Raw genomic sequence first — 12,034 nt, 5'->3', positions numbered from 1 at the left:
ACACCATCAGAACGAGAATTTCAGCGGATCGGTCGCGTGGTGGAAGAACCATGCGACGGTGACGACGATTGTTGCGCTCCAGAGCGCATAGCTCAGTCCCGCGCGCGAACGCCAGACACTCGCGCAGCCCGCGAGCGCCAGCAAAAATGGCAGAAACATATACACGAGCGCGGGCTCCCCAAGCGATTCGCGCTGTGCGCGAGCCGGGAAGACATACGTCAGCCCCGCACGCCCCTCAAGAGCCGGCCTCGCTGCGCCGCTCCTGCGCATAACGCACCAGCGCCACGAAGCGATAGATGCCGTGCACGAACTTGCCATAGGGCATGGTGATGAACAGCGCGAACACTGCGCCAAGATGCAGGGCCAGCAGCGGCCCCATGGCGGCGGTCTCGCGCAGGACCAGCAGCGCCATGCCGGTGAAGCCGGTCAGGAACAGCATGGCGATGAAGCCGACGTCCATGCCGTAGCGCTGCTCGTCGAGCAGTTCCGGTGCACGCCGCGTTTTCGCAACGAGCAGGCCGATCGGACCGACGATGAGACCGATGCCGCCGAGTGTCCCCAGCACCACGGGCAGATCCCACCATGGATACGGCGCCTCGCGGCCCCAGAGGTAGTGATAGAGCGTCGCCACCGACGTTGCGGCGAAGCACAGCAGAAAACCGTAGAACGTCAGGTGATGGAAAAGCTTGCGCCGGTCGGTCGGCTTGTCGTCCTCGTTGTAGCAGCCGACGCCGCCGCCGTGGAGATAGCGCAGCTCGCCGGCATCGCGGATCGCCTGGAAGATCGAGCCGCCGTCGGCGCGGCCGCCGATCGGTGTACCGATATCGCGCCAGAAGGCACGCACGCTCATGACCAGCGCGAGGATCGCGTAGAGGAAGGCGGCGCTGAACAATGCGGCCATCGCATTGTGCGGCATCAGCTTGTAGAAAGCGCCTGGGCCGGTGTGCACGCCGAACAATACGCTGCGGTCATTCAAAGCGGCGAAGCCGAGAATGAAAGCCGCCATGCTGAGCGCGGCAATGATGCTGATGACGAGCCCGTTGCGGGCGAAGGCACCGGACAGCGCCTGCGGCCAAGCATAGGCCGCGTAGGACTCGGCGCGCGCAACAGCAAGCGTCCTGGGAACGTTGACATTGAACTCGTGCGGCGGCGAGAACTGGCAATCGACGTAGCAGGCGCCGCAGGAATGGCAGAGGTTTGCGAGATAGTTGAGATCTCCGTCGGAGAAGGCGCGCCGCATCTCCATGGCGGGAAATACCGCGCAAAGACCCTCGCAGTAGCGGCAGGAATTGCAGACCGTCATCAGACGGTCGGCTTCGTCCAGAATTCTAGTTCCGTGCATGTTTCGCCGCTTCCCGTCCTGCGATCCGCCCGAACACGCTACCGATGGTCATGCCCATGCCGGCCGCATAGCCCTTGCCGAGCACGTTGCCGGCCATGATCTCGCCGGCCGCGAACATGTTGGCGGACGGCTTGCCGTCAGCCATCAGCATCCGCGCCTCCTTGGTCACGCGCGTGCCGAGATAGGTGAAGGTGATGCCGGGCCGCACCGGATAGGCGAGATAAGGCGGCGTCTCGATTTTGCGCGCCCAATGCGTCTTCGGCGGCGTGATGCCTTCAGTCACGCAGTCGTCCAGGATGGTGTGGTCGAACGTGCCGGGCCGCACGGCCGCGTTGAACTCGGTGATGGTCTTCTCCAGCGCAGCCGGATCGAGCTCGAGCTTGCCGGCCAGCTCGGCGACCGTCTGCCCGGCGATCGGCGGGAACAGCGTCGGCATGAAGCTGGTGACGACGGTCGAATCGAAGATGATGTAGGCGATCTGGTCGGGCTGCGCCGCGACCAGCCGGCCCCAGATCGCGTAGCGCTTCGGCCAGATGTCCTCGCCCTCGTCGTAGAATCGCTGGGCGTGCTTGTTGACGACGATGCCGAACACGACGGAGTCGTGGCGTGTGATGATGCCGCCGTCGAATTTCGGCGCACGGGCGTCGATCGCGACCGCATGGCACTGGGTGGGGTCGCCGACCTCCTGCACGCCCCTGTCGAGCAGCATCTTCAATATCGAACCGCGATTATAGGGCGTGCCGCGGATCAGGAAATTGTCCGCGGCCTCGCCCCAATATTGCTTCAGCCATTCGATGTTGGCCTCGAACCCGCCGGCAGCGGCGACCAGCGACGTCGCGCGGATCTCGGTCTCGCCCTTGATCGGTCGCTTGAGGCGCGCGGCGAGGAACATGCCGTCCTCGATCACGAGATCGGTGACCTCGGCGTCGTACTCGACATCGACGCCGAGCCGCTCGGCGGTGAGATAGAGCGCGTTCAACATCGCGCGGCCGCCGCCGAGAAAGAAGGAGTTGGTGCGGCCAAGGCTCAGCGTGCCGCCGAGCGAAGGCTGCCAGCGCACGCCCTGCTCCACGATCCAGTTCAGGATGTCCTTGGACTCCCGGATCATGTGCCGCGCGAGCACCTCGTCGGTCTGCCCGCCGGTGACGCGCAGCAGATCCTCCCAGAACTCCTCCTCGGTGTAGGGGCCGGTGAGGATTTCGGTGGCGGCGTCATGGGCGCAGCGCATGTTGCGGGTGTGGCGGGTGTTGCCGCCGCGATAGAATTTTGGCGCGCCCTCCAGCACGAGCACCGAGGCACCGCCGCGGCGCGCCGAGATCGCCGCGCACAGCGCCGCATTGCCGCCGCCAATCACCAAGACGTCGTATTTGCTGCTCATCCCGTCTGCCCGATGCGACGAAGTTAGAGACATTCTGCCGCCGAGGACCCCGATCGACCAAGGCAACCATTGCGTACTTTTGTATACAAAGATATACATCGGCACTGCAAGTGGCATCTCTGCATGGGCAGGATGCGCCGTGAGGGAACATGGCCAAGCGCGCGGCAAAGACAGGCGGATCGATCGCACGCGGCGGCGGCGTGGCACTGGGCGAAGCCGTGTTCCGCTCGCTGTGCGAGGCGCTTCAGGCCGGCAGTTACCGCGCCGGCGACCGGCTGCGCGAGGAAGAGGTCGCGCAGCGGCTCAAGGTCAGCCGCACGCCGGTCCGTGAGGCACTTGGCCGTCTCGCGGCCCGCGGTTTCGTCGAACCTGCCGCCGGGCGCGGGCTGATCGTGCGCGACCTCGACATTTCCGAGGTGCTCGAGCTCTACGCCATGCGCGAGATCATGGAAGGTGCTGCAGCGCGCCTGGCCGCCGAGCACGCCTCCACTCCCGAGGTCGACGCACTCCGAGACATTGAGCAGGCCTTTGTCGAGGCATCGGCGTCAGACGCTGCCGAGATGGCGCGGCTCAACCGCGCCTTCCACGAAGCCATCTGCCGCGCCGCGCGCAACCGCTATCTCGACAACGCCTCGCGCGAATTGCAGGACTGGATCGCGCTGCTGGGCCCGACCACCTTCACGGTGACGGGCCGTCCCTCGACCAGCCACGGCGAGCACCAGGCCATCATCGACGCCATCGCCGCGCGCGACGGCGACAAGGCCGAGCAGCTTGCGCGGGCGCATATCCGCGAGGCACTGCGCTGCCGGCTCAAGCTGCTGCAGAAGCAGTAGGACGTGTACTCGTCAACGTCAGCTTGCGGGTTAAGTGGAAGTCGCTCCGCTTGGTCGGCATCGACTGCTTATGACCCGAAGTGGACCTGGCTGTCCCAGCGCGTTTTCCGCAAGATCGAGAACGCGGTGATCAATCCAAATTCGTAACCTCGGCAGTCCCGGGTGGGTTCATCAGAATGGTATCGATGGTCGCTTCATATTTCGACCATTCCCTTCCCGAGTTCTCGATGCTGATCTTCGGGATATCCAGCTCTGCGTAAAGCCGGTCAGTGAGCCTGCGATAATTACGGTACAGCTCGATAAGCCCGTCAAGGCCAACCAGGCCGTGCCTGACGGCATAGGGCGATGCCAGTTTCCAGTCGACCTGATATGTCACCCATGCATCACCACGCTCGGCAGCAACCGTTCTGATCGCCCGGTCAACGTCATCTTGATTAAAGTAGATGAGCAAGGGACGTAATGGCTTGATGGCAGTCACCACCTCATGGAGGTAGCCACGAATCAGGGCTGTGTCGGCATCAAGCAGGAACAGTGACGTCAGATTGCCATGGAAGAGTTGTCCATCGACAACTGTGATGCGCTCTGACGTCGAGGCCGAATTGACGTATGCACGCCAGCGTGCGGCGGCTGATTTCGCCAGTTGCGTTGCCGGCATGTCCGCCCACGGCACCTCCCAATCGAAGCGGATCGGATGTGGACTGACGCCCTCGGTGATGCCGAGGGCGGCGATGCCGGATCTATTCAATCGATCGGCGATTCGCCGTACGTTCGTCGACTTGCCGGACCCCATGATCCCTTCGACGATCACAAGTCCAGAGCGGATGCTGCAAACGGGCCGGGTCATACCGATGCGATGATAGCCTGTCCCATGCGCCGCCACCAGCGAAGCTTCTTTTGCTCCTGGCCCTTAGCCGACCTTGGCACACTGCCCGCTGACCATCAGCATTTGCCCGGAGCCGACCTCCGCCGAAACACGAGCGACGGCGATACCGGTTCGCGCGAAACATGCTGCCATTGCGGAAACCCGGAGGGATCGATCAGCCTGGCGATTGCCGGAAATAAGGCCAAGCTCCGCACGCCGATCTCTCGCTTTGCCTCGAGGGCCATCACGCCAGCACGTCTGCCACGACCGCCTTCACGACATCCCGCACGTCCGTCGGCTTCAGCCGCACCTGCAGGCCGCGCTGGCCGCCATTGAGATAGACCAGCTCGTGCGCGAGCGCGCTCTGCTCGATCACGGTACGCACCGGTTTGCGCTGCCCGAACGGGCTGATGCCACCGACCTTGTAGCCGGTGACGCGCTCGGCCTCGGGCGGCTTCATCATCTGCGCCGACTTGCCGCTCGCGGCAGCGGCGAGCTTTTTCATGGAGACTTCCTGGTCGGACGGGACGACGACGCAGATCGGCTTGCCATCCACCAGCGCCATCAGCGTCTTCAGCACGCGCGCCGGATCTTCACCGAGGGCCGACGCCGCCTGGAGCCCGATGCTCTCGGCGTCAGGATCGTACTCGTAGGTGTGCACGGTGAAAGCAACGCCGGCGGCTGCAAGCGCGCGCGTGGCTGGGGTGACTTTGGACATGGGTCATGTTTAGCACCGTCATTGCTGGGAGCGAAGCGACGACGGTGTGGGCACGCATGCTCGCCACAGTCTCCGCCGTCGTCCCCGCGAAGGCGGGGACGACGGAAGAGTTCGGCGGCGCTATGCCGCCAAACTCGACAGGGAGGAGGCCCTATTCCGCCGCGTCCCGCATCTCCGCGCGCTCGGCCCTCACCGCGCAGAACTTGAATTCGGGGATCTTGCCGAAGGGATCAAGCGCCGGGTTGGTCAACAGGTTCGCCGCCGCCTCCGCGTAGCAGAACGGCATGAACACCATGTTCTCGGGCACGTCGCGATCGGAGCGGACCTTGACCTCGACCGCACCGCGGCGGGTCTCCAGCCGGATGAAATCGCCGGGCGCGAGCTTCTTCCGGTGCATGTCCTTCGGCGACATGAACGCGACCGCCTCCGGCTCGATCTGGTCGAGCACCTGCGCGCGGCGCGTCATCGAGCCGGTGTGCCAATGCTCGAGCACGCGGCCGGTCGAGAGCACCATCGGATATTCGGCGTCGGGCAGCTCATCCGGCGGGATGACCTTGGCCGGCACGATCTTGCCGCGGCCGCTCGCGGTCGGGAAGCCCGTGGTGAAGATGATCTCGTTGCCGGGCTTGTTCGGATCGTCGGCCGGATAGGTCACGGCACCTTCGCGCACCAGCCGCTCCCAGCTGATATTCTTGAGCGAGGGCATCAACTCCGCCATCTCGGTGTAGACGTCGCCGGGGCCGGAATAATTCCAGGGCAGGCCCATCCGCTTGCCGATCTCCTGGATGATCCAGAGATCCTGCCGCGCATCGCCCGGCGGCTTGATCACCTGGCGGGCGAGCTGCACGCGGCGATCGGTGTTGGTGAAGGAGCCGTCCTTCTCGGCAAAGGCCGAGGCCGGCAGGACGACGTCGGCGTGGAACGCGGTTTCGGTGACGAAGAGGTCCTGCACGACGAGATGATCGAGCATGGCCAGCGCCTGGCGCGCATGCTGGAGATCGGGATCGGACATCGCGGGATTCTCGCCCTCGATATACATGCCCGTGATCTCGCCGGCATGGATCGCGTTCATGATCTCGACCACGGTCAGGCCGCGAACGGGATCGAGATCCTGGTGCCACAGTTTTTCGAAATTGCCGCGCAGATCGTCGCGGCTGACCGGCTGATAGTCCGGCAGGAACATCGGGATCAGGCCGGCGTCGGAGGCGCCCTGCACGTTGTTCTGGCCGCGCAGCGGATGCAGACCTGTACCGGGGCGGCCGACCTGGCCGGTGATCAGCGCCAGCGCGATCAGGCAGCGCGCATTGTCGGTGCCGTGGACGTGCTGGCTGATGCCCATGCCCCAGAAGATGATCGACGATTTTGCCCGCGCATAGGTGCGCGCAACCTCGCGCAGCGTTTGCGCCGGGATGCCGCAGATCGCCTCCATCTTCTCCGGGGTGAATTCCTTGATCTTCTCCTTGAGGTCCTCAAAACCCTCGGTGTAGCCGGCGATATACTGGTCGTCGGTCAAGCCTTCGGTGATGATCGTGTTGATCATCGCGTTCAGCATGGCGACGTCGGAGCCCGGCTTGAATTGCAGATGCTTGGTCGCGTGGCGCGACAGCGACTGCCGACGCGGATCCATCACGAACAGCTTGGCGCCATTCTGCTTGACCGCATTCTTGATGAAGGTCGCGGCGACCGGATGGTTCACGGTCGGATTGGCGCCGATCACGATGATGACTTCGGCATCCATCGCAGCCGAGAACGGCGCCGACACCGCGCCCGAGCTCAGGCCTTCGAACAACGCCGCCACCGACGAGGCGTGGCAGAGCCGCGTGCAGTGGTCGACATTGTTCGAGCCGAAACCGGTGCGCACCAGCTTCTGGAACAGATAGGCCTCTTCGTTCGAGCCCTTGGCCGAGCCGAAGCCAGCCAGCGCCTTCACACCCTTCTCGTCGCGGATCTTGACGAGGCCCTTGGCCGCGATGTCGAGCGCTTCTTCCCAGCTCGCTTCGCGGAAATGCGTGAAGGGATTGGCCGGGTCGACCTGGTCGTTGGAATCCTTCTTCGCATTCGGCAGCCGCACCAGCGGCTTGGTCAGGCGGTGCGGATGGTGGATGTAGTCGAAGCCGAAGCGACCCTTGACGCAAAGACGGTTGTGATTGGCGGGGCCGTCGCGGCCTTCCGCGTAGATCACCTTCTCGTCCTTGACCTCGTAGGTCACCTGGCAGCCGACGCCGCAGAACGGGCAGAGCGAATCCACCTTCTTGTCGGCATAGACGACACGGGTCTGCTTCTCATCCAGCATGACGGCCGGCATCAGCGCGCCGGTCGGGCAGGCCTGCACGCACTCGCCGCAGGCGACGCAGGTGGACTCGCCCATGGGATCGTCGAAGTCGAACACGATCTTCGAACCATGGCTGCGATACGCCATGCCGATGACGTCGTTGACCTGGACCTCGCGGCAGGCGCGCACGCAGAGGCCGCACTGGATGCAGGCGTCGAGATTGACGCGCATCGCCGGATGGCTGGCATCGGTCGCCCAGCGCTCGGCGGCGGGGAAGCGGCTTTTGGTGACGCCTGTGGTCTCGGCCCAGTGCCAGAACTTCGAATCCGGATCGTGCGAGGTCTCGCGCGCCGGCTGGTCGGCGACGAGCAGCTCCATCACCATCTTCTGCGCGGACACCGCACGCGCGGATTCGGTCTTCACCTTCATGCCGACCGACGGTGTGCGCTTGCAGGACGCGGCGAGCACGCGCTCGCCCTCGATCTCGACCATGCAGGCGCGGCAATTGCCGTCGGGGCGGTAGTCCGGCGCCGGCGAATAGCACAGATGCGGAATCTCGCGGCCCTGGCGTTTTGCAACTTGCCAGATCGTCTCGCCGGGTTTGGCTTCGACCTGCTTGCCGTCGAGCTCGAACGTAATCTTGGTCATTCGGCCGCTTCCTTGAACTCGTCAGGGAAATATTTGATCACGGTGGACAACGGATTCGATGCCGCCTGTCCGAGCCCGCAGATCGATGCATCGCGCATCGCCTGGCTCAATTCTTCCAGAAGTGCGCGGTTCCAGACCGGCTTCTGCATCAGCTGCGCCGCCTTCTGGGTTCCGACACGGCACGGCGTGCACTGGCCACAGCTCTCGTCCTCGAAGAACTTCATCAGGTTCAGCGCGGCCGCGCGCACGCTGTCCTTTTGCGACAGGATCACGATCGCGGCCGAGCCGATGAAGCAGCCGTATTTCTCCAGCGTGCCGAAATCGAGCGGGATGTCGTCCATGGACGCCGGCAGGATGCCGCCCGATGCGCCGCCCGGCAGGTACGCATAGAACTGGTGCCCGTCGGCCATGCCGCCGCAATATTCGTCGATCAATTCGCGCACGGTGATGCCGGCGGGCGCCAGCTTCATGCCGGGGTTCTTGACGCGGCCCGAGACCGAGAAGCTGCGCAGGCCGTGACGCTCATGGCGGCCGTTGCCCTTCCACCAATCCGCGCCCTTCTCGACGATGTCGCGCACCCACCACAGCGTCTCGATGTTGTTGATCAGCGTCGGCAGGCCGAACAGGCCGACCTGGAACGGATAAGGCGGCTTGTGCCGGGGCAATCCGCGCTTGCCCTCGATGCTTTCGAGCAGCGAGGATTCCTCGCCGCAGATATAGGCGCCGGCGCCGCGGCGCATGTGCAGCGTCGGACCGCCCGGCGGAAGCTTTGCGATCTCGCGCTCGAGGATCTCGCGCGAAGCCGGATATTCGTCGCGCAGATAGATGTAGACGTCGGAGGCCTGCACGACATGCGCGCCGAGCAGCATGCCTTCGATGAAGCGATGCGGATCGCTTTCGAGATAGACGCGGTCCTTGAACGTGCCAGGCTCGCCCTCGTCGCCGTTGATCGCCATCAGCCGCGGGCCAGGTTCACCCAGCACCGCGCGCCATTTCCGGCCCGTGGGGAAGCCGGCGCCGCCGAGACCGCGCAGCGAGGCGTCATCGAGCGCCTTCAGCAGATCGTCCTTCGGCAATTCGCCCGAGCGCACGCGATTGAGCAGCTTGTAGCCGCCGCCGGCGATGTAAGCGTCGTAGTCAACGTACTTCGGCAGATGCGCGTGGGTATCGCCGGCCTTCGCGGCCGCCATCACATTGGCGACGGTCGCGTGATCGACGAAGTTGTGACCGACCTCAGCCGCCGGCGCGGTATCGCAACGGCCGACGCAGGGCGCGCGGACGACGCGGATGCCGGGACCCGATGTGCTCTGCAAATCGGCGAGCAGCTTCTCGCCGCCGAGCATCGCGCAGGTCAGTGAATCGCAGACGCGGATCGTCAGCGGCGCGACATCAGGCTCGCCTTCCTTCACCACGTCGAAATGCGCGTAGAAGGTCGCGGTCTCGAACACCTCGGCGAAGGCGAGCTTCATCTCGTCGGCAAGCGCGGCGAGATGCGCGGCCGAGATCTGGTGATATTTGTCCTGGATCAGGTGCAGATATTCGATCAGCAGATCGCGCCGCCGCGGCTTGTCGCCGAGCAGCTGCTCGATCTCGTGTGCGGCGGTGGGATCGACCTGCCGTCCCTTGGGCGTGGCCTTGGCTCGCTTGCGTCCCTCGCCCGGATGCTCGAATTCTCTGACCTTGTGAACGTCGTCGTTGCTGCTCATGGAAACGTCGCGTTCTCCTCAAAAGCGCGATGACCTCAGACGAGATCGCCGTCGCGATTCGCCTTTATTTCCAAGCCTGAACATCGGGAACCGCTTCGCTTGCGTCCCGCGGATCAAGCCTCATTCCAGGCAACTCTAGCGTCTGGTATACCAGACGCCAAGCAAATTTAGAACGCCTCTATAGTCATTTCGGAGGCGGGCAGCCGCCCTGCCACGCCCCCTTACGCAAACTGTTCGCGGAACCTCGCCTCAGGTCTTGCTCATGCACTCTTCGATGTAGAACCAGCGATCGTCGCCCGTGAGGCCCTTGGACTTCACGTCGGCGCGGCAGGCCTTGAGCTTCGGCTTGTTGGCCGCCCACTTGGCTTTCATGTCCTTCAGCTTCTGCATCGTGAGCTTGATCTTGCCCGGCTTGGCTTCGGTCGTTGCGGCAGGCGCCGCCGGCGGCGTCGTCTGCGCGGATGCGGCATGAAGGCCGGCGACAAGCAACACGGCCACAAGGCAAATTCGGGTGCGAAGCATTTCAATCCCCCTAAGTCCCACTCTTGATGATGTCTAAAAGGCGAACGCCGCGGGACGCCGATGATCAGCATCCCGCGGCAGTCTCGACGGCGATCAGAAGATCTTGACCGCGCTCTCCAGCGTCTTCCAGACACCCCAAAGCAGGGGAACGCCGACGAAGGCCCAGAACAGCGCCGCCTTGACGTCAAGCCCGCCAAATCCGATGCCGTAGGAGCCATGCGGCCCCGCGGCAGCGGCGCTGGCGCTCGCCGCTTGCAGCTTGGCGACGTCGGCGTCCTTCATGTGCCACTTCGAATCGACCGGCTTGATCAGGTAGTTGCAGATCAGGCCCGCGATCAGCATCGCGCACAGGATGTACATGGTCGTGTTGTAGAGCTGATCACGCGGCACGCCCGCCGCGAGCTGGAACTCGCGGATGTAGTTCACCACGACGGGACCGATGATGCCCGCGGTGGACCACGCCGTCAGCAGCCGGCCGTGGATGGCGCCGACGAACTGGGTGCCGAACATGTCGGCAAGGTAGGCCGGCACGGTGGCGAACCCGCCGCCATACATCGACAGGATGATGCCGAAGCCGAGCACGAACAGGAGCTTCGAGCCCATCGCCGCAAACGTCGGCGCCAGCGCGTAGAGCACGATGCCGAGGATGAAGAACGTATAATAGGTGTTCTTGCGTCCGATCTTGTCCGACAGCGATGCCCAGAAGAAACGGCCGCCGATGTTGAACAGCGACAGCAATCCGGCGAAGCCCGCGGCGATCGCCGCGATCTGCGCCTTCTGCCCGGCATCGAGTGCGTTGAAGCCCACGTCCGGCAGGCCGATCAGCTTGCCGGCGAAGATCTCCTGGAGCATCGGCGAGGCCATGCCGATCACGCCGATGCCGGCCGACACGTTCAGGCACAGCACCCACCAGATCAGCCAGAACTGCGGCGTCTTGTGCGCGTCGTTGAGATGGACGTTGCTCTTCGAGATCATCGCGTTGGCCTTGGACGGCGGGGTCCAGCCCTCGGGCTGCCAGCCGGGCGGCGGCAAGCGATAGCGGAACGCGCCGATCATCATGAACACGAAGTAGATGACGCCCATCGCGACGAAGGTCTCCCAGACGCCGACCGAGGTCGGGGTCTTGAAGTAGTTCATCAACAGGTTTGCCAGCGGCGCGCCGATCATGGCACCACCACCGAAGCCCATGATGGCCATGCCGGTCGCCATGCCGCGGCGGTCCGGGAACCACTTCACCAGCGTCGACACCGGCGAGATATAGCCAAGGCCGAGACCGACGCCGCCGATCACGCCCGAGCCCAGCCACAACAGCCAGAGCTGATGGGTGTAGACTCCGATCGCACCGAGGAAGAGACCGCCGCACCAGCATAGCGCCGAGACGAAGCCGGCCTTGCGCGGGCCGACGCGCTCCAGCCAGCCGCCCCAAACCGCGGCCGCGATACCGAGCAGCACAAAAAACAGCGTGTACATCCACCCCATGCTGGCGACCTTCCAGTCGCAGCTGGTCGTGAACAGCTCCTGAAACAGCGACATGTCTGGGCAGGCCTTCGGCGCGGTCACCCCGATCGCGCGCGACAGCGGCAGCCAGAACACCGAGAAGCCGTAGGCCATGCCGATGCAGAGATGGATGCACAGCGCAGCCGGCGGCACCAGCCAGCGATTGAAGCCGGCGGTCGCGATGGTTCGCTCGCGATCCAGAAAACCTGCGCCGGCACCCGAAAGTGTTCCAGCGCTCTCGATTGTTGCCATGTAG

At 64.4% G+C, this 12,034-nt stretch carries 10 protein-coding genes; 1 reads left to right on the top strand and 9 read right to left on the bottom strand.

What is annotated here, in order from left to right; all coding sequences use genetic code 11:
* Nucleotides 1-6: 6 nt before the first annotated feature.
* The 3 genes from AB7008_RS11655 to tcuA form a co-directional block, all read right to left on the bottom strand.
* Nucleotides 7-159, bottom strand: a complete 153-nt coding sequence (locus AB7008_RS11655; protein WP_304494137.1) for a DUF5993 family protein — start codon at nt 157-159, stop codon at nt 7-9.
* Between the two features lie 76 nt (nt 160-235).
* Complete coding sequence (tcuB, locus tag AB7008_RS11650; RefSeq protein ID WP_304492894.1) at nt 236-1,342, bottom strand: tricarballylate utilization 4Fe-4S protein TcuB; 1,107 nt, start codon at nt 1,340-1,342, stop codon at nt 236-238.
* Nucleotides 1,329-2,720, bottom strand: a complete 1,392-nt coding sequence (gene tcuA, locus AB7008_RS11645; protein ID WP_264621930.1) for an FAD-dependent tricarballylate dehydrogenase TcuA — start codon at nt 2,718-2,720, stop codon at nt 1,329-1,331. Before tcuA ends, tcuB begins: the two co-directional genes overlap by 14 nt.
* A gap of 149 nt (nt 2,721-2,869) precedes the next feature.
* On the opposite strand from tcuA, the gene AB7008_RS11640 reads away from it, so the two are divergent.
* Complete coding sequence (locus AB7008_RS11640) at nt 2,870-3,553, top strand: GntR family transcriptional regulator (protein ID WP_264621929.1); 684 nt, start codon at nt 2,870-2,872, stop codon at nt 3,551-3,553.
* Nucleotides 3,554-3,683: 130 nt separating this feature from the next.
* Here AB7008_RS11640 and AB7008_RS11635 read toward each other — a convergent pair whose 3' ends face one another.
* The 6 genes from AB7008_RS11635 to AB7008_RS11610 form a co-directional block, all read right to left on the bottom strand.
* The gene (locus AB7008_RS11635) at nt 3,684-4,433 is read right to left on the bottom strand and encodes a hypothetical protein (RefSeq protein ID WP_441258838.1); all 750 of its coding nucleotides are present in this window, start codon (nt 4,431-4,433) and stop codon (nt 3,684-3,686) included.
* Between the two features lie 226 nt (nt 4,434-4,659).
* Nucleotides 4,660-5,133, bottom strand: a complete 474-nt coding sequence (gene ybaK, locus AB7008_RS11630) for a Cys-tRNA(Pro) deacylase (RefSeq protein WP_264621927.1) — start codon at nt 5,131-5,133, stop codon at nt 4,660-4,662.
* Nucleotides 5,134-5,284: 151 nt separating this feature from the next.
* Complete coding sequence (fdhF, locus tag AB7008_RS11625; protein WP_441258837.1) at nt 5,285-8,053, bottom strand: formate dehydrogenase subunit alpha; 2,769 nt, start codon at nt 8,051-8,053, stop codon at nt 5,285-5,287.
* A complete protein-coding gene (locus tag AB7008_RS11620; protein ID WP_441258836.1) occupies nt 8,050-9,759 on the bottom strand; it encodes an NADH-ubiquinone oxidoreductase-F iron-sulfur binding region domain-containing protein in 1,710 nt (569 codons plus the stop codon). Before AB7008_RS11620 ends, fdhF begins: the two co-directional genes overlap by 4 nt.
* Nucleotides 9,760-10,008: 249 nt before the next feature.
* Nucleotides 10,009-10,281, bottom strand: coding sequence for a hypothetical protein (locus AB7008_RS11615; RefSeq protein ID WP_041955071.1), 273 nt, complete (start codon nt 10,279-10,281; stop codon nt 10,009-10,011).
* A gap of 93 nt (nt 10,282-10,374) precedes the next feature.
* Nucleotides 10,375-12,030, bottom strand: coding sequence for an OFA family MFS transporter (locus tag AB7008_RS11610; RefSeq protein WP_028159016.1), 1,656 nt, complete (start codon nt 12,028-12,030; stop codon nt 10,375-10,377).
* Nucleotides 12,031-12,034: the final 4 nt, after the last annotated feature.

The organism is Bradyrhizobium sp. 521_C7_N1_3 (assembly GCF_052075975.1).
GTDB lineage: Bacteria > Pseudomonadota > Alphaproteobacteria > Rhizobiales > Xanthobacteraceae > Bradyrhizobium > Bradyrhizobium japonicum.
Note: the sequence above shows the minus strand (reverse complement) of the source record. Positions and strands in the feature narration are given on the sequence as shown.

Coding starts and splice junctions, on each gene's coding strand:
- tcuB (WP_304492894.1), bottom strand. CDS start 1,342: ATGCACGGAACTAGAATTCTGGACGAAGCCGACCGTCTGATGACGGTC.
- ybaK (WP_264621927.1), bottom strand. CDS start 5,133: ATGTCCAAAGTCACCCCAGCCACGCGCGCGCTTGCAGCCGCCGGCGTT.
- fdhF (WP_441258837.1), bottom strand. CDS start 8,053: ATGACCAAGATTACGTTCGAGCTCGACGGCAAGCAGGTCGAAGCCAAA.
- AB7008_RS11610 (WP_028159016.1), bottom strand. CDS start 12,030: ATGGCAACAATCGAGAGCGCTGGAACACTTTCGGGTGCCGGCGCAGGT.
- AB7008_RS11640 (WP_264621929.1), top strand. CDS start 2,870: ATGGCCAAGCGCGCGGCAAAGACAGGCGGATCGATCGCACGCGGCGGC.
- tcuA (WP_264621930.1), bottom strand. CDS start 2,720: ATGAGCAGCAAATACGACGTCTTGGTGATTGGCGGCGGCAATGCGGCG.
- AB7008_RS11655 (WP_304494137.1), bottom strand. CDS start 159: ATGTTTCTGCCATTTTTGCTGGCGCTCGCGGGCTGCGCGAGTGTCTGG.
- AB7008_RS11620 (WP_441258836.1), bottom strand. CDS start 9,759: ATGAGCAGCAACGACGACGTTCACAAGGTCAGAGAATTCGAGCATCCG.
- AB7008_RS11615 (WP_041955071.1), bottom strand. CDS start 10,281: ATGCTTCGCACCCGAATTTGCCTTGTGGCCGTGTTGCTTGTCGCCGGC.